The sequence below is a fragment of the Acinetobacter lwoffii genome (assembly GCF_024129715.1).
GTDB classification, from domain to species: domain Bacteria; phylum Pseudomonadota; class Gammaproteobacteria; order Pseudomonadales; family Moraxellaceae; genus Acinetobacter; species Acinetobacter lwoffii_U.
This window is the reverse complement of sequence record NZ_JAMXXM010000016.1, coordinates 1-24,033: the sequence shown is the minus strand read 5'-3', so window position 1 is coordinate 24,033 and position 24,033 is coordinate 1. Positions and strand designations below refer to the sequence as shown.

At 43.9% G+C, this 24,033-nt stretch carries 25 protein-coding genes; 16 read left to right on the top strand and 9 right to left on the bottom strand.

Features of this window, described 5'->3' with window-relative positions:
* Window position 1: 1 nt before the first annotated feature.
* Genes znuB through NI462_RS10530 form a run of 3 tightly spaced genes read right to left on the bottom strand, consistent with a single transcriptional unit; the run spans window position 2 to window position 2,067 of the window.
* Entirely contained in the window at window positions 2-802 is an 801-nt protein-coding gene (gene znuB, locus NI462_RS10540; RefSeq protein WP_005105129.1) for a zinc ABC transporter permease subunit ZnuB, read from the bottom strand.
* A gap of 3 nt (window positions 803-805) precedes the next feature.
* Window positions 806-1,588 (bottom strand): zinc ABC transporter ATP-binding protein ZnuC, encoded by a 783-nt coding sequence (znuC, locus tag NI462_RS10535; protein ID WP_005105130.1) that lies wholly within the window; start codon window positions 1,586-1,588, stop codon window positions 806-808.
* A complete protein-coding gene (locus tag NI462_RS10530; RefSeq protein ID WP_004280980.1) occupies window positions 1,570-2,067 on the bottom strand; it encodes a transcriptional repressor in 498 nt (165 codons plus the stop codon). The genes znuC and NI462_RS10530 overlap by 19 nt, the downstream gene beginning before the upstream one ends.
* Window positions 2,068-2,213: 146 nt before the next feature.
* On the opposite strand from NI462_RS10530, the gene NI462_RS10525 reads away from it, so the two are divergent.
* The 12 genes from NI462_RS10525 to NI462_RS10470 all read left to right on the top strand — a co-directional run bounded on the left by NI462_RS10525 (window position 2,214) and on the right by NI462_RS10470 (window position 12,860).
* Window positions 2,214-3,050, top strand: a complete 837-nt coding sequence (locus tag NI462_RS10525; protein ID WP_004280981.1) for a metal ABC transporter solute-binding protein, Zn/Mn family — start codon at window positions 2,214-2,216, stop codon at window positions 3,048-3,050.
* A 174-nt stretch (window positions 3,051-3,224) separates the two neighbouring features.
* Window positions 3,225-3,617 carry an ATP synthase subunit I gene (locus NI462_RS10520; protein ID WP_004280982.1) on the top strand — a complete coding sequence of 131 codons (393 nt, stop codon included), beginning with the start codon at window positions 3,225-3,227 and terminating at the stop codon, window positions 3,615-3,617.
* Between the two features lie 110 nt (window positions 3,618-3,727).
* Entirely contained in the window at window positions 3,728-4,603 is an 876-nt protein-coding gene (atpB, locus tag NI462_RS10515) for a F0F1 ATP synthase subunit A (protein ID WP_004644859.1), read from the top strand.
* An 85-nt stretch (window positions 4,604-4,688) separates the two neighbouring features.
* The gene (gene atpE, locus NI462_RS10510) at window positions 4,689-4,934 is read left to right on the top strand and encodes a F0F1 ATP synthase subunit C (RefSeq protein ID WP_000424060.1); all 246 of its coding nucleotides are present in this window, start codon (window positions 4,689-4,691) and stop codon (window positions 4,932-4,934) included.
* Window positions 4,935-4,973: 39 nt separating this feature from the next.
* Window positions 4,974-5,444 carry a F0F1 ATP synthase subunit B gene (locus tag NI462_RS10505; protein ID WP_004280990.1) on the top strand — a complete coding sequence of 157 codons (471 nt, stop codon included), beginning with the start codon at window positions 4,974-4,976 and terminating at the stop codon, window positions 5,442-5,444.
* Window positions 5,445-5,456: 12 nt separating this feature from the next.
* Window positions 5,457-5,993 carry a F0F1 ATP synthase subunit delta gene (locus NI462_RS10500; protein WP_159138884.1) on the top strand — a complete coding sequence of 179 codons (537 nt, stop codon included), beginning with the start codon at window positions 5,457-5,459 and terminating at the stop codon, window positions 5,991-5,993.
* A 45-nt stretch (window positions 5,994-6,038) separates the two neighbouring features.
* A complete protein-coding gene (atpA, locus tag NI462_RS10495) occupies window positions 6,039-7,583 on the top strand; it encodes a F0F1 ATP synthase subunit alpha (RefSeq protein WP_004644861.1) in 1,545 nt (514 codons plus the stop codon).
* Between the two features lie 89 nt (window positions 7,584-7,672).
* Window positions 7,673-8,542, top strand: a complete 870-nt coding sequence (gene atpG / locus NI462_RS10490) for a F0F1 ATP synthase subunit gamma (RefSeq protein ID WP_004644862.1) — start codon at window positions 7,673-7,675, stop codon at window positions 8,540-8,542.
* A gap of 26 nt (window positions 8,543-8,568) precedes the next feature.
* Entirely contained in the window at window positions 8,569-9,963 is a 1,395-nt protein-coding gene (gene atpD / locus NI462_RS10485) for a F0F1 ATP synthase subunit beta (protein WP_004644863.1), read from the top strand.
* Between the two features lie 27 nt (window positions 9,964-9,990).
* Window positions 9,991-10,410, top strand: a complete 420-nt coding sequence (locus NI462_RS10480) for a F0F1 ATP synthase subunit epsilon (RefSeq protein ID WP_004732608.1) — start codon at window positions 9,991-9,993, stop codon at window positions 10,408-10,410.
* A gap of 14 nt (window positions 10,411-10,424) precedes the next feature.
* Window positions 10,425-11,282: a DUF4145 domain-containing protein gene (locus NI462_RS10475; RefSeq protein ID WP_253160538.1), complete on the top strand. Its 858-nt coding sequence runs from the start codon at window positions 10,425-10,427 to the stop codon at window positions 11,280-11,282.
* A 201-nt stretch (window positions 11,283-11,483) separates the two neighbouring features.
* Window positions 11,484-12,860: an NAD-dependent succinate-semialdehyde dehydrogenase gene (locus NI462_RS10470; RefSeq protein ID WP_253160536.1), complete on the top strand. Its 1,377-nt coding sequence runs from the start codon at window positions 11,484-11,486 to the stop codon at window positions 12,858-12,860.
* Window positions 12,861-12,889: 29 nt separating this feature from the next.
* On the opposite strand, the gene NI462_RS10465 is transcribed toward NI462_RS10470, so the two are convergent.
* From NI462_RS10465 to NI462_RS10455, 3 genes are all read right to left on the bottom strand, one after another.
* Window positions 12,890-13,906: a pirin family protein gene (locus NI462_RS10465; RefSeq protein WP_253160534.1), complete on the bottom strand. Its 1,017-nt coding sequence runs from the start codon at window positions 13,904-13,906 to the stop codon at window positions 12,890-12,892.
* A gap of 141 nt (window positions 13,907-14,047) precedes the next feature.
* Complete coding sequence (locus NI462_RS10460; protein ID WP_253160532.1) at window positions 14,048-14,647, bottom strand: PM1805 family lipoprotein; 600 nt, start codon at window positions 14,645-14,647, stop codon at window positions 14,048-14,050.
* A gap of 324 nt (window positions 14,648-14,971) precedes the next feature.
* A complete protein-coding gene (locus NI462_RS10455; protein WP_004281007.1) occupies window positions 14,972-15,517 on the bottom strand; it encodes a glutathione peroxidase in 546 nt (181 codons plus the stop codon).
* 190 nt (window positions 15,518-15,707) lie between these two features.
* Here NI462_RS10455 and NI462_RS10450 point away from each other — a divergent pair, with 190 nt between their 5' ends.
* The gene (locus tag NI462_RS10450; RefSeq protein ID WP_253160530.1) at window positions 15,708-16,604 is read left to right on the top strand and encodes a DMT family transporter; all 897 of its coding nucleotides are present in this window, start codon (window positions 15,708-15,710) and stop codon (window positions 16,602-16,604) included.
* A 444-nt stretch (window positions 16,605-17,048) separates the two neighbouring features.
* Here the strand turns inward: NI462_RS10450 and tsaC are convergent, their stop codons facing one another.
* The 3 genes from tsaC to NI462_RS10435 form a co-directional block, all read right to left on the bottom strand.
* Window positions 17,049-17,618, bottom strand: a complete 570-nt coding sequence (tsaC, locus tag NI462_RS10445) for an L-threonylcarbamoyladenylate synthase type 1 TsaC (protein ID WP_253160528.1) — start codon at window positions 17,616-17,618, stop codon at window positions 17,049-17,051.
* Window positions 17,619-17,659: 41 nt separating this feature from the next.
* A complete protein-coding gene (dprA, locus tag NI462_RS10440; protein ID WP_253160526.1) occupies window positions 17,660-18,799 on the bottom strand; it encodes a DNA-processing protein DprA in 1,140 nt (379 codons plus the stop codon).
* 91 nt (window positions 18,800-18,890) lie between these two features.
* Window positions 18,891-20,045, bottom strand: a complete 1,155-nt coding sequence (locus NI462_RS10435) for a LysM peptidoglycan-binding domain-containing protein (protein WP_253160524.1) — start codon at window positions 20,043-20,045, stop codon at window positions 18,891-18,893.
* 120 nt (window positions 20,046-20,165) lie between these two features.
* Between NI462_RS10435 and def the strand changes: the two genes are divergently transcribed.
* From def to NI462_RS10420, 3 genes are all read left to right on the top strand, one after another.
* Window positions 20,166-20,696 (top strand): peptide deformylase, encoded by a 531-nt coding sequence (def, locus tag NI462_RS10430; RefSeq protein WP_004644875.1) that lies wholly within the window; start codon window positions 20,166-20,168, stop codon window positions 20,694-20,696.
* Window positions 20,697-20,788: 92 nt separating this feature from the next.
* Window positions 20,789-21,199, top strand: coding sequence for a DUF2946 family protein (locus NI462_RS10425; RefSeq protein ID WP_004644876.1), 411 nt, complete (start codon window positions 20,789-20,791; stop codon window positions 21,197-21,199).
* A gap of 72 nt (window positions 21,200-21,271) precedes the next feature.
* Entirely contained in the window at window positions 21,272-23,302 is a 2,031-nt protein-coding gene (locus NI462_RS10420; protein ID WP_253160522.1) for a TonB-dependent copper receptor, read from the top strand.
* Window positions 23,303-24,033: the final 731 nt, after the last annotated feature.

Genomic DNA, 24,033 nt, shown 5'->3' with positions numbered 1-24,033 from the left:
ATTAATTCAGCTTTTTAAACTTCTGCACACAGAAGATCAGTGCAAATAGCACCGCCATGGTCAGTACAATGGTTAAACCAGTCGAAGTATTGAGACCGGCACTCGACCACAGACCCACGGTCACCCCAATTTGCGCAATCACAAATGCCCAGATCACCATTTGTTTGGGTGAGTGTGCAAGTAATCGTGCGGTCAGGGCAGGGATCACCAGTAATGCCCCCATCAAGAGTGAACCGACTGCTTTCAGCGCAAGCACGGTAAACAATGCCAATAACAACATAAAGATCAGGCGTTGCCATTTGGCATTTACACCTTCACTGACCGCCATGTCCGGATCAATTGCGATTTGAATCTGCGCTTGCCAGCTTTTATAGAGAACGGCTAAGGCCAGAATAATCACGATAGCAAAGGTGGGTAAGTCCGCCCAGGAAATCGTCAGTAGATCACCAAATAGATAGCTGAGAAGTTCCGGTCTTAAACTCGGTAAATGCTGAATGAACAATAATCCCGAGCAAAGCAGTGTTGCTGAACACAGCGCCAGCAAGGCATCATTCGGCAGGCGCGGATCATGCAGTACCCACAAAATCCCTACCAATAATAAGGCAATAAAAGTTACACCCATCCACAGCGGTAAACTTAAAGCCCCAGCAATGGCAACACCGAGTAAAGTACCGTGTGCCATAGTGTCAGCAAAAAATGACATACGTCGCCAGAGCATGAGACAGCCCAATGGGGCAGTCAGAAATACCAATAGCGTACCCATGATCCATGCAGGTAAAAGGAGTTGTAACCAATCCATCATGGTTTAAGCTTCCGGCTCGGGGTGAATATGAGGACGTGAGTCATGCTGACAGGGGGTGGCAGAATCACCATGTGCGCAATGATCATGATGATGCTGATAGAACACCCGGTTAGTGCCAAAAATTGCCTGGTATTCCGGATGTTGCTGCACGCTTTCTGGCAGGCCGCTACAACAAATATGTTTGTTTAAGCAGACCACACGAGTCGTACCTTGCATCACCCATTGCAGGTCATGTGAAACCATCAGTACGGCACAGCCATATTTTTCCGGCAAGTTACGCACATATTCATACAGTTCAGCTTCGGACTGGATGTCTAGACCCTGCATCGGTTCATCGAGAACTAAAATGTCCGGCTGGCGTAATAAGGCGCGGGCCAGTAGCACCCGCTGACGCTCACCGCCAGACAACTGCTGAACTTTAGAATCTTGCAGTTTACTAATGCCGGTATCGCGAATAATTTCGGTTTTAATCTGGGACGGGCATTTTTCTAGTGCCAATAAATCTTTCACTCGTAGCGGCAAGCTATGGGATGGATTGAATTTTTGTGGCACATAAGAAAATTTCAGCTTGCGCGCAGTTTTGATTTCACCCGATTGTGGTTTCAGTATGCCCAGCATGACTTTAATCAAGGTCGATTTACCAGCACCATTGGGACCAATCAGCGTGACAATTTCTTTCTCTTGTAACGAGAAATCAATCGCTTTTAAGATATCGCGCTCATCGATTTTAACCCAGATCTTGGAGAGCTGAATCAGGGGAGAGGCACTTAAGCTTTGTTGCGGCACTGCTGACAAATTCCTGAAATTTCGATAATGCTGTGATGTGCCGTGAAGTCGTCCGAGCTGGCCAGTGCATCAAGCTGATCGAGCAGGCCCTGAGCCGACGCTTCTTTCACGGCTTTACATTCGGTACAGATTAAAAAAGCGGCCTGATGCCCTTCGCGCGGATGGCAACAGGGGATATAGGCATTGATCGAGGTCAGGCGATGAATCAGCCCTTTGCTTAATAAAAAATCCAGAGTGCGATACACCGTTGGTGGTGCTGCAGGACGATCACTGGCATTTTTCATTTGTGCCAGCAGATCATAGGCGCCCATCGGGCCATGCGCATTCAGAATGAGTTCCAGCACTTCTTTACGTAAAGGTGTAAGGCGTGCGCCGCTTGCTGCACAAAGACTTTCCGCTTCAGCAAGACGTTGTGCGACATTGGGATGGTCGTGCACGCCGTGCAATGCGTTGTGGTGTTCGTGCGAACAGGAACCCATAGTTCACCTCAAGTGCGAAACTGAAAATTAATAGATTTCAAATCTTAACATGAAGCGTTCTGAGTTTCGATTGGGCATAGGTATTTTTGTATTTTTGTTATATTATAACACTTCCTGATTTTATCGTTTTTAAGTGATTTCTACTCATGTTCCGTCTCCTTGCAATCAGTCTGCTGGCATTGTTCAGTACACTCAGTTGGTCACAAAGTCTGGTGGTGTCTACGCAGCCGATCTATCTGATTGCCAAGAAAATTACCCAAGGTGTGGAACAGCCGACTTTATTGCTGGCCAACCAAAGTGGACATGATGTGAGTCTGACTCCGGCGCATCGAAAAACTATTCAGAATGCAGGTCTGGTGATCTGGCTGGGTCAGGCGCATGAAGCACCCTTGGCCAAAGTGCTGAATGAAAGTAATAAAGGCATTGCACTGTTAGACTCGGGGATATTGACCACCTTGCCGATGCGTAATCCGCGTGGCGAGGCCTTAAAAAATACGGTAGACACGCATGTCTGGCTCGATCCGAATAATGCAGTGCGGATTGGTTTCTTTATTGCGGCGCTACGTTCGCAGCAATTGCCGGAGCATCGTGAACGCTACTGGAAAAATGCCCGTGACTTTGCACAAAACATGTTTGCGACGGCCCAGCGTTATAGTTCAAGCAACAAAGCCAAACCTTATTGGTCTTATCACGATGCCTACCAGTATCTGGAACGCCCGTTAAATTTAAAATTCATGGGTGCGCTGACCGATGATCCGCATGTTTCGCCAACCGTAGCCCAAATCAAGTTTTTACAGGATCATCGTCCACAGCGCAAAATGTGTCTGCTGGCCGAAGGTCATGCCAGTGAAAACCAGTACCGCAAACTCAATCCGGTACTGTTCCAGCATGTCGATGAAAGCATGAGCGGGGCAGGGGACTTTGTGCAGGCTTGGCAGCAATTGGCCGCCGAAACCCAGAAATGTGTACTAAATGCACGCTAATGATTTAAAAAATAGACAGATTTTGATTAGTTTAACAGCAGTGACCCGATTTAAAAAAACACGACTAAGGTCGGGAAAAGATTGCATGTTCAGGGGTGTAACTCTATAATGCCTGCGATTAAAAATAATCACCTGTTAAACTTGTCAAGCATGATTGCTGTGAGTGAATAAATAATGAGCCGAACTAGTCGCTTGATTGACCGACGATTAGCGAAAGCTTTGGTCCTCCTGCAAGCCTGTATGATCCCTGTTTCAGCCTTGATCGGCTGGGTCGTGAAAGACTCAACCGCAGCCTTGAGTGCAGCATTAGGTGCACTGGTATGTTGGCTCGCGACTTGTTATTTTTCGTGGCAATCGTTTCGAGCAGCAGGAGCCCGCGCGTCTAAACAAGTTCTTTCGAACATGTATAAAGGCTTGATGGGAAAGTTTGCCATTGTGATTGTTGGTTTCATTTTAATTTTAAGCAATGTTAAACCGTTGTCAGCGGTGGCGTTGTTTTGTGGTTTTATACTTGTTCAAGCCATGTCGTGGGTCGCTCCGTTTTGGGCGTCACGTCTACAAAAATGAGTATAAGCACAACAAGAAATTGAAAAGTTTTTCAGGAGCAGGCGAGATATCAAGCAGCACGCGATATTCGTTTGTTCTATTAGTTTTTTGACATTGACCAGGTGTGATTTATGGCTGCTGAAGAACATGCCCTTACTTCGACCGAGTATATCAAGCATCACTTGACCAACATGACCTATGGCAAAATGCCGGACGGTACGTGGAAATTGGCCGAGAGCGGTGCTGAAGCTCAACAGATGGGGTTCACTGCTATTCACTTGGATTCAATGGGTTGGTCTATCGGACTGGGTCTGATTTTCTGTTTGTTGTTCTGGTTGGTTGCGAAAGCGGCTAATGCTGGTGTTCCTACCAAGTTCCAGTCTGCAATTGAAATGATTATCGAGTTTGTAGATTCAAGTGTACGTGATACCTTCCACGGGAAGTCTCGATTAATTGCACCCTTAGCATTAACCATTTTCGTGTGGATTTTCCTCATGAACTTGATGGATTTGATCCCTGTTGACTTTATTCCTTATGTAGCTCAACACGCGATTGCTTCTATGCTGGGTGTAGACCCTCATCAGGTTTACTTTAAAATTGTTCCGACTACAGATCCAAACATTACCCTCGGTATGTCTATTTCTGTATTCTTCTTAATTATTTTCTATAGTATTCGTGAGAAAGGTGTTGGCGGCTTCGTTGGTGAGTTAGCACTGAACCCATTTAACCCAAGTAATCCAGTTGCTAAAGTGCTTTTAATTCCATTCAACTTATTGTTGGAATTGACTACTTTCTTGGCGCGACCAGTTTCATTGGCTCTACGACTGTTCGGTAACATGTATGCGGGTGAGTTAATCTTCATTCTTATCGCGTTATTACCGTTCTGGATCCAGTGGGCGTTGTCTGTGCCTTGGGCGATTTTCCACATTTTGATTATTACGCTACAAGCATTCATTTTCATGATGTTGACTATCGTGTACATGAGTATGGCAAGCGAAAAGCATTAATGGTATTGCCTAACTGTCAACGGATGGTTGGGCACACAATTTTTTAACTTAATTTGGTATAAAACCTAACCTCTGAGGAATTATCATGGAACTCACTTTAGGTCTAGTTGCAATTGCATCTGCTATCTTGATCGCTTTCGGTGCTTTAGGTACTGCGATTGGTTTTGGTCTTCTAGGCGGCCGTTTCCTTGAAGCTGTAGCTCGTCAACCAGAATTGGCTCCACAACTTCAAACTCGTATGTTCTTAATCGCGGGTCTTCTTGATGCTGTGCCTATGATCGGTGTTGGTATTGGCTTGTTCTTCATCTTCGCTAATCCATTTGTAGGTTAATCAGCTTAATTCCGAAATTCACTATTTGAGGAATTTGCAATGAATATCAACCTCACATTGTTTGGCCAAGCGATTGCGTTTGCGATTTTCGTCGCATTCTGCATGAAGTTTGTATGGCCACCACTAATCAATGCGATTAGTGAACGTCAGCGTAAAATCGCTGATGGCTTAAATGCTGCTGAAAAAGCGAAGGCTGACCTTGCAGATGCGCAAGCACAAGTGAAAGCTGAGTTAGACGCGGCAAAAGCACAAGCGGCTCAATTGATCGAACAAGCGAACCGTCGTGGTGCACAATTGATCGAAGAAGCGCGTACCCAAGCTGCGGCTGAAGGTGAGCGTATTCGTCAACAGGCTAAAGAAGCTGTTGATACTGAAATCAATGCTGCTCGCGAAGAATTGCGTCAACAAGTGGCTGCTCTTGCAGTAACTGGTGCTGAGAAAATTCTTAGCCAGCAAGTTGATGCAGAAGCTCACAATGCCATGCTGACTCAGCTGGCTGCTAAACTTTAAGAGAGGCGGATTATGGCTGAACTCTTGACGTTGGCACGCCCATACGCTAAAGCAGCATTTGCTTACGCTTCTGAGCAAGGTGCAACTGACTCTTGGTCAACAGCACTTGAATTGCTCAGTGCTGCGGTGCAAGACGAAGCATTTTCAGCTTATCTAAATCGCCCTGAGCTTACACCTGCTGAGCAGGTGGCTCTTTTTGCGAAAGTTTTAGGTGAAGACCAAACTGCAGCAGTGTCTAACTTCCTGACATTGCTTGCAGAGAATAACCGTTTGGTTCTTCTTCCTGAGATTGCAGCAGAATATGAGCAGCTTAAATCACAGAATAACAATACTGTGGATGTTGTGATTGAATCAGCATTCCCATTGACTTCTGTACAGGAACAACTTCTTACTCACGCATTAGAGAAAAAATTCGAAGCGGCGGTAAATGTTTCTGTAGAAGTTAACCCAGCGCTGATTGCTGGTGTAGTTATTCGTGCAGGCGACCAAGTGATAGATGATTCTGCGCTTAACAAGCTTGAAAAAATGCGTACTCGTCTTCTTGCTTAATTGCATTTAGAAGACTGAACTTTAAAAAGATTGAGGTATAGCGCAATGCAACAACTGAATCCATCCGAGATCAGTGCGCTCATTAAACAGCGTATCGGCGATCTGGACACCAGCGCAACCGCTAAGAACGAAGGAACCATTGTTATGGTTTCCGACGGTATTGTGCGTATTCACGGCTTAGCTGACGCTATGTACGGTGAAATGATCGAATTCGACGGCGGCCTTTACGGTATGGCACTGAACCTAGAACAGGATTCAGTGGGCGTCGTTGTTTTAGGTAACTACTTAAGCCTTCAAGAAGGTCAAAAAGCGCGTTGCACAGGTCGTGTATTAGAAGTTCCGGTTGGTCCAGAACTTTTAGGCCGTGTAGTAGATGCTTTGGGTAACCCGATTGATGGTAAAGGCCCTATTGATGCAAAATTAACTGATGCTGTTGAAAAAGTAGCACCAGGCGTAATTTGGCGTCAATCAGTGGATCAACCTGTACAAACTGGTTATAAATCAGTAGATACAATGATCCCTGTAGGCCGTGGTCAACGTGAGTTGATCATTGGTGACCGTCAAACTGGTAAAACAGCAATGGCGATCGACGCGATCATCGCTCAGAAAAACTCTGGCATTAAATGTGTATATGTAGCAATCGGTCAAAAACAATCGACTATCGCTAACGTGGTACGCAAGCTAGAAGAAACTGGCGCTATGGCGTATACCACTGTTGTAGCAGCAGCTGCAGCTGATCCAGCAGCAATGCTGTATCTAGCTCCGTACTCTGGCTGTACAATGGGCGAATACTTCCGTGACCGCGGTGAAGATGCGTTAATCATTTATGATGACTTGTCTAAGCAAGCTGTTGCTTACCGTCAAATTTCATTGCTTTTACGCCGTCCACCAGGTCGTGAAGCGTATCCAGGTGACGTATTCTATCTACACTCGCGTCTACTTGAACGTGCTTCTCGTGTATCTGCTGACTACGTTGAGAAATTCACTAACGGTGAAGTGAAAGGCCAAACTGGTTCATTAACTGCATTGCCGATTATTGAAACTCAAGCGGGTGACGTATCTGCATTCGTACCAACCAACGTAATTTCGATTACTGATGGTCAGATCTTCCTTGAAACATCATTATTCAACGCAGGTATTCGTCCTGCTGTGAACGCGGGTATCTCTGTATCTCGTGTTGGTGGTTCAGCGCAAACTAAGATCATCAAGAAATTGTCTGGTGGTATCCGTACTGCTTTGGCGCAATACCGTGAATTGGCAGCATTTGCTCAGTTCGCTTCTGATCTTGACGAAGCAACTCGTAAGCAACTTGAACATGGTCAACGTGTAACTGAGTTAATGAAGCAAAAACAATATGCTCCATACTCAATTGCTGACCAAGCTGTTTCAATTTATGCATCTAACGAAGGCTACATGGCTGACGTAGACGTTAAGAAAATCGTAGACTTTGATGCTGCGTTGATTTCTTACTTCCGTTCAGAACATGCTGCGTTAATGCAACAAATCGATGCCTCTGGTGATTACAACAAAGACATCGAAGCTGCAATCAAAGCAGGTATTGAAAGCTTTAAAGCGACTCAAACTTACTAATTTCAACCTCTGTTGAATTTAGTGTCGGTTTGGTTCACGGAATCAACCTTCGGAAGCTCGCAAGGGCTTTCGAATACTAGGTTAAGCGTATGGCAAATTTAAAAGAAATTCGCGCCAAAGTAGCTAGTATCAAGAGCACGCAGAAGATTACTCGAGCGATGCAAATGGTAGCAGCTTCTAAGATGCGTCGTGCGCAAGAGCGCATGGCTCAAGGCCGTCCGTATGCCGAAAATATGCACCGTGTAATTGCTCATTTGGTCCAAGCGAATCCTGAATACAAACACCGTTATATGGTTGAACGCCCGGTTAAGCGCGTTGGCTATATTATTGTGTCTTCAGATCGTGGCCTTGCTGGTGGTTTGAACATTAACCTGTTCAAGAAAGTGGTTAAACACGTTCAACAGCAACAAGAGCAGTCAATTGAAGTTCAATTTGCTTTAATTGGTCAAAAAGCGGTTTCGTTTTTTAAAAACTACGGCGGTAAAGTGCTTGGTGCGACGACGCAAGTCGGCGATGCCCCAAGTCTTGAGCAGTTATCTGGTTCTGTACAGGTGATGTTGGACGCTTATGATAAAGGCGAGTTAGATCGTATTTATCTAGTGTCAAACGGCTTTGTCAATGCCATGACTCAAAATCAAAAAATCGAACAACTTGTTCCTTTGGCTGCTGCTGAAGAAGACAAGAATCTGAACCGTCAATACGGTTGGGATTACATCTACGAGCCTGAAGCTGAAGAGCTTTTAAATGGCTTGTTGGTTCGCTATATCGAGTCTGTGGTGTATCAAGGTGTGATTGAAAACATCGCATGTGAGCAGTCTGCACGTATGGTCGCTATGAAAGCAGCGACAGACAACGCAGGCGAGATCATTAAGAGCCTGCAACTTATTTATAACAAGCTGCGTCAAGCCGCGATTACTCAGGAAATTTCTGAGATCGTTGGTGGTGCCGCTGCCGTTTAACATTATTTTGAATTGAGGAGACAGCAATGAATAGCGGTCGTATCATTCAGATCATCGGCGCGGTTATCGACGTCGAGTTTGAACGCAACAGCGTTCCTAAGATCTATGACGCTCTCCAAGTAGATGGTACTGAAACTACTTTAGAAGTTCAGCAACAGCTTGGTGATGGCGTAGTTCGTACTATTGCAATGGGTTCTACTGAAGGCCTTAAGCGTGGTTTGAACGTAACTAACACTAACGCGCCGATTTCTGTACCAGTAGGTACAGCGACTCTAGGCCGTATCATGGACGTTCTTGGTCGCCCGATCGACGAAGCTGGTCCTGTTGCGACTGAAGCGCGTTTACCAATTCACCGTCAAGCGCCTTCTTATGCAGAACAAGCGGCTTCTACTGACCTTTTAGAAACTGGTATTAAAGTCATCGACTTACTTTGCCCGTTCGCGAAAGGTGGTAAAGTTGGTCTGTTCGGTGGTGCCGGTGTTGGTAAAACTGTAAACATGATGGAGTTGATCAACAACATCGCGAAAGCTCACTCAGGTTTATCTGTGTTTGCTGGTGTTGGTGAGCGTACTCGTGAAGGTAACGACTTCTATCACGAAATGAAAGATTCTAACGTTCTAGACAAAGTAGCAATGGTCTACGGTCAGATGAACGAGCCACCGGGTAACCGTTTACGCGTAGCGTTGACTGGTCTTACTATGGCTGAATATTTCCGTGACGAGAAAGACGAAAACGGTAAAGGCCGTGACGTACTATTGTTCGTAGATAACATCTATCGTTATACACTAGCGGGTACTGAAGTATCAGCACTTCTAGGTCGTATGCCATCTGCAGTAGGTTACCAGCCGACTCTTGCAGAAGAGATGGGTGTTCTTCAAGAACGTATTACATCGACTAAGTCTGGTTCTATTACGTCGATCCAAGCGGTATACGTACCTGCCGATGACTTAACAGATCCATCGCCTGCTACAACGTTTGCTCACTTGGACGCAACTGTTGTATTGAGCCGTGACATCGCATCTTCTGGTATTTACCCAGCGATCGATCCACTAGACTCAACTTCACGCCAGTTAGATCCGTTAGTTGTTGGTCAAGAGCATTATGAAATTGCACGTTCTGTACAGAACGTATTGCAACGTTATAAAGAGCTTAAAGACATCATCGCGATTCTTGGTATGGACGAGCTTGCTGAAGAAGATAAACTGGTTGTTTACCGTGCGCGTAAAATCCAGCGTTTCTTCTCTCAACCGTTCCACGTAGCTGAAGTATTTACTGGTGCTCCTGGTAAATTAGTATCTCTTAAAGAAACGATTCGTGGCTTTAAAGGTCTTCTAGCTGGTGAATACGATCACATCCCAGAACAAGCGTTCTACATGGTTGGTGGTATTGACGAAGTTATTGCTAAAGCCGAGAAACTTTAATTAGCTACTCTAATTTAGGAGATTCTCATGGCGACTATGCAATGTGATGTTGTAAGTGTTCAGGAGTCTTTGTACTCAGGCACTATAACTATGCTAATTGCAAAAGGTGCTGGCGGTGAGTTAGGTATTATGCCTGGCCATGCTCCGTTGGTAACTTTGCTCCAACCTGGCGCAATCCGCGTTATTTTGGAAAACGGTACAGAAGAGTTGATCTATGTATCTGGTGGTGTTCTAGAAGTTCAACCGCATGTTGTTACGGTTCTTGCAGATACTGCAGTCCGTGCAGAAAACTTAGATGAAGCAGCTATTGTTGAAGCGCGTAAACACGCTGAAGCATTGCTTGCGAATCAAAAGAGCGATTTGGACGCTGCTGCTGCTTTGGCTGCTCTTGCAGAAACTGCTGCTCAGCTGGAAACGATCCGCAAAATCAAAAACCGCGCTCAATAAGAGACGGTTTGAGATTGAAAAAACCACCCGAAAGGGTGGTTTTTTTATATACTAATTTTTTAAATAGTATTTCTAGAATAATGAAAATAGTTTCTTTGAATCCAATTTTTGAGGGTGTTAAGCAAGATTCAAAAATTGTTTATGAAAAAATATTATGTATTGAATGTAAAACAAAAATTAAGCATGAGGTATTGGTAGATATATCACACAATGATTGTTCTGATCCAAATATATCTTTTTATTATAATTATAGAATTTTGAGATGTTTAAATTGTGAGTCTATTTCATATCAAACAAAGTCCCATGACTCTTATGACGTTGATCCTGTAGGGTATGATCAAAGTGAAGATATGATCTACCAAGTAAATTATTTATATAAAACTTTTCCTCTTAGAGACGAAGAAACTGCTTTTTCTAAAGAGTTTGAGAAAATCTTACCTGAAGAGATTTATTCTACTTATGAAGAGGTCATAGTGGCGTTAAATAATAAAATGCCTTTGCTAACTGGATTAGGCTTGAGAACATTATTAGAGCAGATTGTGAAATATTTTGGTCATTCAGATGATTTGGGGGAAATTTTAAATAAGTTTGAACATGAGGGTTTTATCTCAATTAAGCAAAGAGGTTTACTTGATGATATTCGTTATTTAGGGAATGATGCTGCACATAGGGCAGACTCCAAAACTCGAAAAGAGCTAGTTTTGCACTTAAAAGTTTTAGAAAATTTAATTCAACAACTTTTTGTTTACTACAATTTAGATCAAGAAGAGATAAGAAAAATTAAAAGTGTAGGATTAAAACCATCACCTAGACATCCCATTCCAGTAGTAAGAGAAACTACTCAAAAGAGAAGACCTAAGAAGAGGTTATAAAATCTCTGCATTTATTGCATTCTGTACCGCTCGATATAACTTTTACCCTTTCTCAGTAATGTTTTGAACCAATCTGTAAGCAGACACACGCCATAAAAAAATCAATGATAAGTTAAATAATTCGAATAGATACTCGTTTGTTATAACTTGATGCGATTGGGTTTTGAACAGGCGAAACTTATAATTGAAAAAGGGAAAATCATGGCTTATCAATCTATTAATCCATTTACTAATCAAAAATTGAAAGACTACCCATCCCATAACGATCAAGATATTCAAAATGCACTCGATACCGCAGAAAAAATCCTAAAGTCAGAATGGTCACAACAGGTCGATACCCGTATTGAAGTACTGCGCAAATTGGCCAGCAATATGCGAGAGCAAAAATCTGAACTGGCTAAGCTCATGACGCTGGATATGGGAAAACTGATCAAGCAGAGTGAAGGTGAAATCGAAACCTGCGCCAAAATTGCAGAATATTATGCTGATCATGCCAAAGAATTTTTAGCGCCCGTGTCCTATGAAACGGAACTGGGTGAGGCCTGGGTTGAGCATCATCCACTGGGTATTATCATGGCGGTAGAACCGTGGAATTTCCCATTTTATCAACTGATGCGGGTATTTGCACCGAACTGTGCCATTGGTAATCCGGTTCTGGCAAAACATGCCGGCATTGTGCCGCAATGTGCTGAAGCCTTTGAGCAACTGGTCTTGGATGCAGGCGCACCCAAAGGTGTCTGGACCAATCTGTTTATCAGCAGTGATCAGGTCGCTGAAGTAATTGCAGACAAGCGTGTGCGTGGTGTGGCACTCACAGGTTCAGAAGGTGCGGGCAGTGCAGTCGCTGAACAGGCGGGCAAACATCTTAAAAAATCAACGCTGGAACTGGGCGGTAATGATGTATTTATCGTACTCGATGATGCAGATCTGGAACGCGCGATCAAGTTAGGCTGTCAGGCGCGTGTCAATAATGCCGGGCAGGTATGTACGGCGGCGAAGCGATTTATTCTGCATGAAAAAATTGCCGAACAATTCAAAGCCGGCATGCTGAACGCCTTTGAACAGTTAAAACTGGGTGATCCGCTTGATCCTGAAACCACTTTAGGGCCACTGTCTTCAAAAGATGCGCTGGAAAAACTGACCAAGCAGGTCGATAAGGCCGTAGCACAAGGTGCAACTGTGGTCATTGGCGGTAAGGCTGTAGAACATCAAGGCAATTTCTATGCGCCAACGATTCTGGAAAATATCACGCGTGAAAATGAAGCCTGGTATGAAGAATTCTTTGGCCCGGTGGCGCAAATCTATGTGGCCAAGGATGATGATGAAATTGTCGAAATTGCCAATGATTCCAATTATGGTCTGGGTGGCGTGATCCATGCTCAGGATATTGAGCGGGCGAAAAAGCTGGCGTCACGGGTAGAAACCGGCATGATCTGGATCAACTGGTTTACTGACACCACGCCCGAATTGCCATTTGGTGGAATCAAAAATTCCGGTTATGGACATGAACTGTCGATTGATGGTTTTAGAGAGTTTGTGCAGAAGAAACTAATCGTTGTCAAAAGCCCGAAAGAATAATATGAGCTGATCCAATGTCAAAGAAGCCACTATTTAGTGGTTTCTTTGTCTAGTTGGTCTGGATATTCTTCACGTTTACCGCCTTCATAACTGGCGAAACGTGGATGTTCTGGTGGAAATGACGGTTCAGCGCTTGGCCAAGGCCAGCCACCAAACTGGGTTTCGCGATAACGGCGAAAAGCAGTATCCAGCTCTTGCGCACTATTTAAAACAAAAGGTCCATGCATGGCAACTGGTGCACCGATCGGTTCACCTTCCAGCCATAAAATATGTGATTCCAGCAGCCCACCTTTGAGCTGAATATCTGCATCCGGTTTGAGTTCAAGTAGATGCTTCGGCGCTATCTTCTGTCCTTCAAGCTCCAAGCTTCTACCTTGATAAAAATAACAAAAACGCGTTGCAGTAGCAGTGCTGGCAGGAATGGTTAATTCTGCTTCCGGCTTTAAAGTGATTAAATACATATTGAGTTGATTCTCTGGAATGGCTGCCCATGAATGTGGCGGACGATCCAGTGCCTGAGTCTGTTTAAACTGTCCTGAAATGACCCGAATATCCGCTTTACGTCCGGCCGCATCGGCTGAAAATACATGTGGAATCTGTTCACGCCACAACATTTTATAATCGGCCGGCTGCTTTTTCTGTTCCGGTGAGGAATTCAGCCAGATTTGAAACAGCTCCAGAGGATTGTTCTGATCCTGATGGACTAAGGGAAACATCTCGCAATGCTGTACCCCATTGCCGGTAGTCAGCCATTGCACATCACCCGCGCCATAACGTCCCGAGTTTCCCAGCGAGTCAAAATGATCGACATACCCGCGCTCGACAATGGTAATGGTTTCAAAACCCGTATGCGGATGCTCCGGAAAGCCGGGAATACTCTCGCCATAATACATGTCATATTCATGCTGCTGTGGCGGGGAAACTGGGCCTAATTCGGCATTGCCTTGCGGATAATGATCTTGATGATGAACTGTAAAAATAAAAGGATCTTTCAGATCAAGCCGGGATGTGACTGGAACCACAGAATACAGCACTGAATTCGACATGATTGAACTCCTGATGATCTGATTAGATGAAAATTATTGATCTAAATGTAATTTTTATAATCCATAACAGTGTATAGCCTGCAAGGCGATTGAGGAAGACATGTTTCGATCAATCGCCTCAAAATGAGATGTTTAGGTATTTTAAGTATTGTCCTGATCAGTATTGCTCTCTGATTCCTGATCTGGATTCTGGATCAGCAAGCCTGCCAGTTTGACCATTTCGGCTTGAACATTCACCATCTGCGATTCAATCTTTTTCAAGTCCACTTGGCTAAAATCCACCTGACCATTCAAGAGGGGAGAAGCCAGCACTTGCTGGTTTGCAGACATCATATTATTACGAATCTGGTCAATTTCCTGACTTTTCAAGTTCAAGTTGCCCAGTACCTGATTAAAACTGCTGAGTTGCTGTTGTAGTTGGGTCGCAGTGGATTGCAGTTGCTGGGTATCTTTGGCTTCGACCGCCGTTTGCAGTTCGCTCTGGGTCTGTTTTAACTGTTCCACATAACTGCCGGCCTTGAGCTGTAAGTCGGCGACATCCCGAACCATATAAAACATATTGCCAGATTTAAGTTCAGTTGGTGTTGCCGAGCCTTGTTGCTGAGAGGCTGGTTCTAAATCTGACGTTGTTGTATCTACCTGTTCAGTCGGTGTTTCGACAGCCTGTTCACAGCCCATCAGTAAAATTCCCGAGCTAAATAATGCGAAAGGAAGGACAGCATTGGCAAGAATCTTGGACATGGAATCAGGGTCTCGATACAGGTGATGGAATTTGAGTAGTATTTAATATAAGGACAAACTATGGAGATAAAAAAGATTGTTGCAAACTCATAACAATTCTTCTGGGTTCCGAATATTTCATTATTTAAAAACAGGAAAAAGTTTATTAAAAGCTGGTAAAGAAGTACTTTGTTCTCACCGAATTGGCTTTTTTAGCCTGCAATTACTTTAAAGATATGTCCGGTGAATCTCAATTTAGCTAAATAGCAGTTTTGAAAAAAATAAGTATCTACCAAGAAAATAGATACTTATTTCAAGCTTGATGCTTATGAGAATAATCGAGAATTATTTTGCAAGTTCTGCATTCACTGCATCGACAATCCGTGGATCATCCGCAGTGATGTCTGGTGCAAAACGCGCCACTACTTCACCATTTTTATTGATCAGGAATTTTTCAAAGTTCCAGAGTACTTCTGGTGGCTGGTTTGGGGTTAGGCCATAATCGACCAGATCTTTCCACCAAGGACCTTCACCGATACGTTCCGGTACAGCCTGCGTAAGGGTGGTATATAAAGGATGCTTGTCTTCACCCGCGACAGAGATTTTAGCAAATAGCGGGAAGTCGACTTTATAATTCACTGAACAGAATTCCTGAATCTCGGCTTCGCTACCCGGTTCCTGTTCCAAAAAGTTATTGGCAGGGAAGCCAAGAATTTCCAGACCTTCCGCTTTTTTGTCCTGATACAGTTTTTGTAAGCCTTCATATTGCGGCGTCAAGCCACATTTAGATGCGACGTTAACCACCAGCAAAACCTTACCTTGGTACTGGTTTAAAGTGGTTTCTGTTCCTTCAATGGTTTTGACTGGAATGTCATATACAGAGCGAGTCATTAGATTTCCTGTTTATTGCGACTGAACGGTATTTGTTTTAACGGGTATTCGCTTTCAGTACAAGTAAAAACAGGTGAGCTCAGTTACTTAAAGCTGCAAATTGCCTCAATATTATGTGAAAAATCTATTATGCTAGGATGCGCGAATACGCATAGCTTAATAACAAGACCAGCGACTCATGGATGAAAGTATGACACAGCAACAAAAGGCAGTCTGGTGGGCCATGGCCTTACCACTGGCCGCAGTTTTGATTTGGTCTCTGAATATGACTGTCACCCGCTATGTGGCAGATTATATTTCTCCCATCAGTATCAGTTTCTACCGCTGGGCCTTGGCCTTACTGATTTTAACTCCATTCATGTTGCCCAAAGTCAAAGCAGCGTGGCCGGAGATCCGTCCATATCTCGGGCATTTTGCTGTTTTGAGTGCGCTGGGAATGGTGCTTTATCAGGGGTTGGCTTATAGTTCGGCACACTATACCACTGCAACCAATATGGGCCTGATCAATGCCTTTATTCCTATTTTTACCATTATCGTGGGTATTTTTGTTTTAAGGATTCGCCCAACACAGGCTGCAGTGCTGGGGAGTCTTCTGTCTTTTATTGGCTTGATGTATGTCATGGCACAAGGGCAGGGTTTACAGTTTTTAACTGTTGGTGAAAGTTATATTGGCGATCTGTTGATGTTGATCGCAGTATTTTTCTATGCCTGTTATGGCGTGTTTCTGAAAAAATGGCAGATTCAGATTCCACTCTTAGTGAGCCTGTATATTCAGATTTTTATGGCCTTTCTCTATCATATTCCTTTGGTATTGATTTTAGGTCTGGACAGCATCAATCATGCTAATGCAGCCAGCATTGTCTATGCCGGAATTTTTCCTTCCATTGCCGCGCCCTTGTTCTGGATGATGGCTGTGCAGCAACTTGGTCCCAATCGCAGCAGTATTTTTATGAACCTGATGCCTGTCTTTACTGCAGTAGTCGCATATTTGTGGCTGGGCGAAGCCTGGACCATGTATCACAGTATCGGCGGTGGCATCATTTTAGTTGGAATCCTCTGGGCTCAATATCCCGGAAGATCCGCTTAATCAGGAATTAAAAAAGCTAATTAAGAATTTTTCCTGATTAAATATTGAGCGGTTGATCAAAACTTTTTTAATTGAAATCCCCTTTTAAATGCTAATTTTCAAATGTTAAAACAAATAGAAAAATATCGTTTTATTTTAAAAAGAGAATAGAAAGAGCAAGATATTTTGAATATTGGTCAAAAATTGTTTGCTATTAATAGACAATATGTATTATTTGATTGTTTTATTGTACTTGTCGTTGTACTCAGTTTCTTTCATAATGCGCCCATCGAGAATGGTCAAGCAAGAAAATCCTTGTTTTATCAGACTCCCAGAGATTTTCTGAACCCTCTGGATGTGATTTATGCACATCCTTTTTATGCTCAGCCATCCCTATATGGCCGAGCTTTTTTTTGTCTTAAAACTTTAGTCGGGCTTGAGTGTCCCGACTAAATCAGACAGGACTCAGTCACGAATAACTGTGCCACTTACTGCATCAATGATCCGGCTTGGTTGCTGGCTTAAGCCTAAGTCACCATTCAGATAATTCAGATTCTGGTCAAAATAGCGGATCGCATCCTGCAGTGAGCGCGCAGGTTCCATTCCGGCAGGATTGGCGCTGGTCGAAACAATAAAACCGCCAAAGGCCTGACACAAGGCTACACAGAGCGGATGGTTGGTGACGCGGACTGCAACTTTGGGATGCTTGCCCTTAATCCAGCCAGGAATCTCCTGATGGGCAGGAAGCAGCCAGGTGGTGGCTCGTTCTGCTGGCCGATCATTACTCCAGGATTCAATCACCTGTTCACGCATTTCCTCAGTCAGATCCTGCAACAGATGTTCCACCTGTGAAAGATGAGCTGCCAATAGAATCACGCCTTTTTCAATCGAGCGCTGCTTCAAGGTCAAAATCTGATGAAATGCCTGTTCATTGTAGGGGTCGCAACCCAAGCCCCAAACAGCCTCTGTAGGATATGCCAAGACATGTCCGTCTTTAAGACATGCTGCTGCTTCGGCAACAGAGGTAGTGATCATGTGAATACCTTATACAAAATAGCAAAGTCCTATTGTGAACTTTATTTGAGGATACGACAACGCAGATACAGGCCGGCTTGTTGAGTAGTAAAGCCAAGCAGCTCCAGTTCCATCAGTTGGCTGGTCAAGGAAGATACTTCCTGCTGTAACTGAAGGCTGAGCTGATCCAGGGTCTGTCCGACCCAATCAAGTTGATTATAAAGATGAATTAAATGCGGTGGAATGGTACTTGCTTGCTCAGGCGGACTGTCTTTTTTTAAATGATTTGCATTTGATTGCCACTGGGTGGCTAAGGCCAGATCTTCGATTACTTGCTGTGGATGCTCAATTAAAATCGCGCCTTCACGAATCAGTTGATGACAGCCCTGATGATGTTCACTGTAAATATGCCCCGGGATGGCGAATGTGGTCTTGCCTTGTTCCGCTGCCCATTGTGCGGTCAGCAATGAACCGCTTTTCAAGGCGGCTTCTGCCACAATCACTCCGAGGCTTAAGCCACTGACAATTCGGTTACGCCGTGGAAAATGCTGCTGTAAGGGGGGAGTAAATGGCAAAAACTCAGTAATGACCGTACCTCCATGTTCGATGATTTGCTGACGTAGTGTTTGATGGGCAGCAGGGTAGGTCTGTTCAATGCCTGTGCCCATCACTGCAATCGTTCGCCGATGTTGTAATGCGGCCTGATGTGCTGCTTCATCAATCCCTTGTGCCAGGCCACTATTAATATAAAAACCTTGTTCACTCAAATAAAAAGCAAAGTCATAAGCGACTTGCCGGCCGTGCAGACTGGGCTTGCGACTCCCCACAATCGCGATTTGCGGTTGCAGCAATTGATCTGCATGCCCTTGCCCGAACAGGATTGGCGGCTTATGCGCATAATGACTCAATTGCTGTGGATATTCGGCATCTGTATGTAAAAGCACAAAGTCACTGTGCAACTGGATCTGCTCAAGACTGCGCTGAAAATGGAGCTGCGACTCACTTGACTGGAAATCTTGCAGGCGCTGAATGTGGTTTTTATGAATGCCCAACTTGCGCCATGTTTCGGTTTGAGAGGCATCAATTGCATGGGCGAGGTCTGCATAATGCTGACTGATTTTATAAAAGCTGCTGAGGGAGTGTTGCAGTAAATACCACAGCGTAATGGCATGGATTTGCGCTGTCGACAATGTATTCAACATGGTGAGACCTATTTCGGTGTCTTCTTATTATGGGTATGAGTTCAAACAAGAGGGATGATGCCGATCAATCCACATCATCCCGTTTAAAAGCTTAGTCTTCTAATAGTGGCGGCTGAATGTTAGCACCAACCTTGATTGGTAATTCACTTTCCAGCACATAGGCATAGCTCAACTGATCGAAGGTTTTAAATACCATGATCTGGCCAATACGCTCACCTGGCAATTGCACACGTTCTTTAGTTTTAGGATCAGTGACCACTTCACCTTTTTGATTCACACTAAAGACATGACCCGTCTGAACCCCATGTGCCGTACCACGGTCAATGGTGACCACACTATGACGTGCTGCAGTACCAATTGATCCCAATACACGCACAATCTGGCCACCGGCAGCAATATTTTCTGCATTGGTCGGATAGAACAGGGTCGGTAACATTGGATCGTATTCAGGTAAGACGCGATCACCGCGACGGACTTCAGCATTGTAACTATCCGTCAGTTCAAGTGTGGTTACATCACCTTCGCCACGTACCGCAATACCAGATGCCACCTGTTGCAGCTCAAGTGCAGCAGTATATTTCTTACCGTTTGCATCCGTAAATACATACGGTTCAGCTTCGCGATACACCGCATAGCGTTGACCCACTACCAGGCCGTGACCACGTGCATAAACTTTCTGGCCTTTGCCTGCCAGTACGCGCTGATCTGCAGTTCCGAGAATGTAGGGTGTGCCCTGAACTGAATCAGGCGCCAGAAGGGTATAGCGCTCTAGCCACTGCTTGATATGCTCAAGCGGAATCACGGGAATCGTATTATTTAAAGATTCAACACGAATCTGGGGTTGCAGAGAAGTACTGCCAAGATAGCGGCTGATAATACCTTCACAACCATCACCTTCGTCTTTACCAATAATTGGGCGGCCTTGGTAATCACACATCAGCAGGCGGTCACCCGGGAAAATCCAGTGTGGATTTTTCACGTGCTTATTACTGGCCCAGATTTCCGGCCAACGGACCGGATTTTTCAGGAAGCGTTTCGAGATATCCCAAAGCGTATCGCCTTTTTTCACCACATAAACGTTCGGTGCATTAGCTTTTAATGCCGGTGGATTGACGTTGCGCGCAGGTGCTGCCTCGGCAGAATGAATGGTCCCCATACTGACGCCTACACAAACGGCAAGTGCCAGCATCTGATTTTTAAACCCCAAGGCACTAAAAAATGGCATGCCCTTCAAAACCTTTTTCATTATCATAATTCCTAAAATTATGTGCGTAGTTGCGTTATAATAACGATCTTACACACATTTTTTTGATGAAGCATTCCCTTCATTTGGTTTTTTGATCAATGGCATAATTGAGGACGCAGTATGGCCTTATTACCTATTTTAAGTTTCCCGGATCCCCGTCTTCGTACCATTGCACAACCTGTCGAAGAAGTGACTGATGAAATTCGTCAGCTCGCTGCGGATATGTTTGAAACCATGTATGAAGCACCAGGTATCGGACTTGCCGCGACTCAGGTGGATCGTCATATTCAGCTGATTGTTATGGATCTGTCTGAAAATAAAGATCAACCGATGGTGTTTATTAACCCCAAAATCACACCATTGACTGAAGAAACGCAGCCTTACGAAGAAGGCTGTCTATCAGTTCCTCAAATATACGATAAAGTTGATCGTCCGTCACGCGTAAAAATTGAGGCAATTAATCTGGAAGGTCAAGCATTTGAGCTCGATGCTGACGGACTTCTCGCTGTGTGTATCCAACATGAAATGGATCACTTAAATGGCAAATTATTTGTCGATTATTTATCGCCATTAAAACGTCAACGTGCACGTGAAAAAGTGGAAAAACTGGTTCGCCAGCGTAATAAAGACAAGGTGGCAGTGAAACGCTAGGATCATTTTAAAGTTTATTTAAATGGTCTAGCAAAGCCCAATTCTGATTGGGCTTTGCTATAATCAACATAAGCATGTTTTAGGAATAGCCTGTGTTTTTACGCGCGGGGCTGCTATTTGCATTTGCAGCTGTGTTTCTACAGATTGCTGTATTTTTACAGCCTTTGTTACCGAAGCAATATCAGGTTGCTCCGGTCTGTGAAACCATCACGCGTGCGCTTTTTATCGCGACAGATGCTCATGCACAGCATAGCGCTGGCGAGCATAGTCACCTTATCCAATCTGATCATCTTCAACATGATCATCATGATGCCAATCATCAGTGTCAGTACTGTAAGGTTCATGCCAATTTAGTCTTACCGCCTGATCTGGACATCAAACAGGTTCTTGACCGGATTCATGTCCGTTTAATTGCCTATCAAAAAACCTTTAAGCATGTCTGGTTTGTCCTTCAGCAACTCTTCTTAATTCCTCAGGGGCGAGCGCCACCACTGCCTGCATAAATCTGCATTTTTCAGCTTGGGTTGGTATTGACTCAAGCTGTGCCTAATTTATGTATTTAGTGAGATAGAGAAATGGCTCAGCCTAAATTTTCTTTACAGCCACTTGCGGCTGCGATTTGTGTTGCTTGTTATTCTTCGATAGTGATGGCCAATGACGCCATGCCGGTTCAGACATTTGCCCCGATTGTGGTGACGTCAGCATCAGGTAATGATGCCAATGGGCTGATTGTCCGCGCTGATCCAAAACAGCCGATTCAACCGATTCCTGCCAGTGATGGTGCGGATTATTTGCAAAGTATTGTCGGTTTTAGTTCGGTCAATAGCGGTGCCGGTACCAATGGTGATGTGACGTTCCGCGGCATGTTTGGTTCACGAATTAAGATCCTAACTGATGGCACCGAAAACCTGGGCGCCTGTCCAAGTCGTATGGATTCGCCGACCTCTTATATTTCTCCGGAAAGCTATGACCGTATTTCGGTGATTAAAGGACCGCAAACGGTTCAGTATGCCAATACTGGCTCTGCGGCCACAGTGATTTTCGAACGTACACCGGAGCAGTTTGATCAAGATCAAAACTATCGCGGTCAGGCCAGTGTCTTGATGGGAGCTTTCGGACGTCTTGATCATAATGTGGAAGTCGCAGCAGGCGATGAACAGAAATATATTCGCCTCAATACCAATCGTTCGGTATTGAATAGCTATCAAGATGGAGATGGAACCACTGTACCTTCAGATTGGGAGCGCTGGAATGCGGATCTGGCATTGGGCTGGACTCCAGATACAGATACCTGGGTAGAGCTGACTGGCGGTAAAGCTGATGGTGAAGCAGTTTATGCCGGCCGTGCAATGGACGGTTCCAAGTTTGCCCGCGAAAGTTTAGGACTTCGTGTAGAAAAGAAAAATCTTACCGATATCATTCAAAAAGTCGAAGCTCAAGTGAACTATAACTTTAATGACCACGTTATGGATAACTTTAGTTTACGTGAGTTCCAGCCTGGAGGAATGATGAGTATGCCAATGGCGACCAATGTGACACGTAAAACATTGAACGCACGTATGGCAATGACCAATGAGTGGGATAAATTGCAGCTGATTACTGGTATTGATAGTCAGAACAATGAACATACTAAACGTAATGGAAGTCTGATGACGCCGTATCAAACTCAGCCACGAACTCAAGATATGGAATTCCAGTCTGTGGGGGCTTTTGGAGAATTGAGTTATCAGCTTAGTGATAACAATAAGCTAGTGTCTGGTGTTCGTCTTGATCAGGTCAATGTAGACGCTGTTCAATCTCAACAGGAACGCAAAGAAACTTTACCGAGTGCCTTTATTCGTTTTGAAAATCATCATCCCGATCATGACGATGGCAAGACCTATATGGGTCTGGGTTATGTCGAGCGTATGCCGGATTACTGGGAATTATTTAGTCCTAAAACGGGAAATGATAACGTCAATACTTTTGCCAATATTGATATTGAAAAGACATTACAGCTAGATTTTGGTTATCAACATGAGCATGGTCATTTCAACTCATGGGCATCCGCATACGCAGGTTTGATTAATGATTATGTGTTAACAACCTATAAACCTACTGGCATGATGAGAATGCTTGAAGCACATACCCGTAATGTCGATGCCACTATCGCTGGTGCAGAAGCTGGAATTGGTTACCAGTTTACTGACCGCCTGCAGGCCGATATCAGCGCCATGTATGCCTGGGGTGAAAACACCACAGATAATACGCCTTTGCCACAAATCTCTCCTTTAGAAGCCCGTGTTAACTTGCGTTATGTTCAAGACAAATATAATTTTGGATTGCTATGGCGTGTAGTGGGTGGTCAAAACCGGATCAGTCTTAACGAAGGTAATATTGTGGGTTATGACAACAAGCAGAGCGCAGGCTTTGGCACTTTGTCTTTAAACGGTAGCTATCATATTATGGATAGCGTGGATGTATCAGTCGGAGTCGATAATGTCCTAGACCGGACTTATACCGAGCACTTAAATAAAATGGGGGCTTCCGGGACAGGTTTACCAACAACCGAGCAGTTTAATAATATGGGACGTAATTACTGGGCACGTGTCAGTATGAAATTCTAATTGTTACTCAGTACTCCAAAAGCCATTGCTCAATAGCGATGGCTTTTTAATTTTTAGCGTTGCAATCAATTTTTCCATATTTAAATAGGGCCTATGTATCTTGGAAGAAGACCGGATAAAACAAGTTTTGTGTATATAAACGCCAGGTTGATGAAAAATCAAACAAGAATAGAATGTGAATTGAACGATATAAGTCATGTGATAAAGACTTTTATAATTTAAATTCAAATAAAACAATATCTTATTGATTTAGTGGGTAGGTTTTGTTGAAGGTGCTCAATAAAATTCAAAAATAATGAAAATAAATTAACTATATATAACAATTATTTGTATTTTTATTGGTTTGAAAAATAAACACACGAAAAAAAATCTTTGCAAGAAGTGTTGCAAGGGCTCTGAAATGCTGTAGAATGCACATCCATCGGCGGTGATGAAGATTAAAACTTCTGATAAAACAGTGACTTAGTTAAGTTTAATTGAGTTGGGTTTTATTTGATAAGTTTAAAAATAATCTGAATTACTGGTTGACTTTCTAGAGATAGAGAGTAATATAGCCGACCTAGCTTGCTGGTGACGAATTAGCAAGAAGATCATTAAGAGATTATGAAGAACAACTTGTGTGGATTTTTACTGGTTGATCGATCGAAATTATTTTCATTGATTGATGGTAGAAATTACTCGAAGTTTATTTGAGAAATATTTGTCAGAAAATTGATGAGCCAAGATTGGCA

What these genes read in the sequence shown, in the direction of transcription:
- NI462_RS10455 (WP_004281007.1), bottom strand. Translation starts at nt 15,517, where the DNA reads ATGACTCGCTCTGTATATGACATTCCAGTCAAAACCATTGAAGGAACA.
- NI462_RS10500 (WP_159138884.1), top strand. Translation starts at nt 5,457, where the DNA reads ATGGCTGAACTCTTGACGTTGGCACGCCCATACGCTAAAGCAGCATTT.
- NI462_RS10465 (WP_253160534.1), bottom strand. Translation starts at nt 13,906, where the DNA reads ATGTCGAATTCAGTGCTGTATTCTGTGGTTCCAGTCACATCCCGGCTT.
- NI462_RS10460 (WP_253160532.1), bottom strand. Translation starts at nt 14,647, where the DNA reads ATGTCCAAGATTCTTGCCAATGCTGTCCTTCCTTTCGCATTATTTAGC.
- atpA (WP_004644861.1), top strand. Translation starts at nt 6,039, where the DNA reads ATGCAACAACTGAATCCATCCGAGATCAGTGCGCTCATTAAACAGCGT.
- NI462_RS10530 (WP_004280980.1), bottom strand. Translation starts at nt 2,067, where the DNA reads ATGGGTTCCTGTTCGCACGAACACCACAACGCATTGCACGGCGTGCAC.
- NI462_RS10525 (WP_004280981.1), top strand. Translation starts at nt 2,214, where the DNA reads ATGTTCCGTCTCCTTGCAATCAGTCTGCTGGCATTGTTCAGTACACTC.
- NI462_RS10480 (WP_004732608.1), top strand. Translation starts at nt 9,991, where the DNA reads ATGGCGACTATGCAATGTGATGTTGTAAGTGTTCAGGAGTCTTTGTAC.
- dprA (WP_253160526.1), bottom strand. Translation starts at nt 18,799, where the DNA reads ATGTTGAATACATTGTCGACAGCGCAAATCCATGCCATTACGCTGTGG.
- tsaC (WP_253160528.1), bottom strand. Translation starts at nt 17,618, where the DNA reads ATGATCACTACCTCTGTTGCCGAAGCAGCAGCATGTCTTAAAGACGGA.
- atpE (WP_000424060.1), top strand. Translation starts at nt 4,689, where the DNA reads ATGGAACTCACTTTAGGTCTAGTTGCAATTGCATCTGCTATCTTGATC.
- atpB (WP_004644859.1), top strand. Translation starts at nt 3,728, where the DNA reads ATGGCTGCTGAAGAACATGCCCTTACTTCGACCGAGTATATCAAGCAT.
- def (WP_004644875.1), top strand. Translation starts at nt 20,166, where the DNA reads ATGGCCTTATTACCTATTTTAAGTTTCCCGGATCCCCGTCTTCGTACC.
- atpD (WP_004644863.1), top strand. Translation starts at nt 8,569, where the DNA reads ATGAATAGCGGTCGTATCATTCAGATCATCGGCGCGGTTATCGACGTC.
- NI462_RS10420 (WP_253160522.1), top strand. Translation starts at nt 21,272, where the DNA reads ATGGCTCAGCCTAAATTTTCTTTACAGCCACTTGCGGCTGCGATTTGT.
- znuB (WP_005105129.1), bottom strand. Translation starts at nt 802, where the DNA reads ATGATGGATTGGTTACAACTCCTTTTACCTGCATGGATCATGGGTACG.
- NI462_RS10435 (WP_253160524.1), bottom strand. Translation starts at nt 20,045, where the DNA reads ATGAAAAAGGTTTTGAAGGGCATGCCATTTTTTAGTGCCTTGGGGTTT.
- NI462_RS10450 (WP_253160530.1), top strand. Translation starts at nt 15,708, where the DNA reads ATGACACAGCAACAAAAGGCAGTCTGGTGGGCCATGGCCTTACCACTG.
- NI462_RS10470 (WP_253160536.1), top strand. Translation starts at nt 11,484, where the DNA reads ATGGCTTATCAATCTATTAATCCATTTACTAATCAAAAATTGAAAGAC.
- atpG (WP_004644862.1), top strand. Translation starts at nt 7,673, where the DNA reads ATGGCAAATTTAAAAGAAATTCGCGCCAAAGTAGCTAGTATCAAGAGC.
- NI462_RS10505 (WP_004280990.1), top strand. Translation starts at nt 4,974, where the DNA reads ATGAATATCAACCTCACATTGTTTGGCCAAGCGATTGCGTTTGCGATT.
- NI462_RS10520 (WP_004280982.1), top strand. Translation starts at nt 3,225, where the DNA reads ATGAGCCGAACTAGTCGCTTGATTGACCGACGATTAGCGAAAGCTTTG.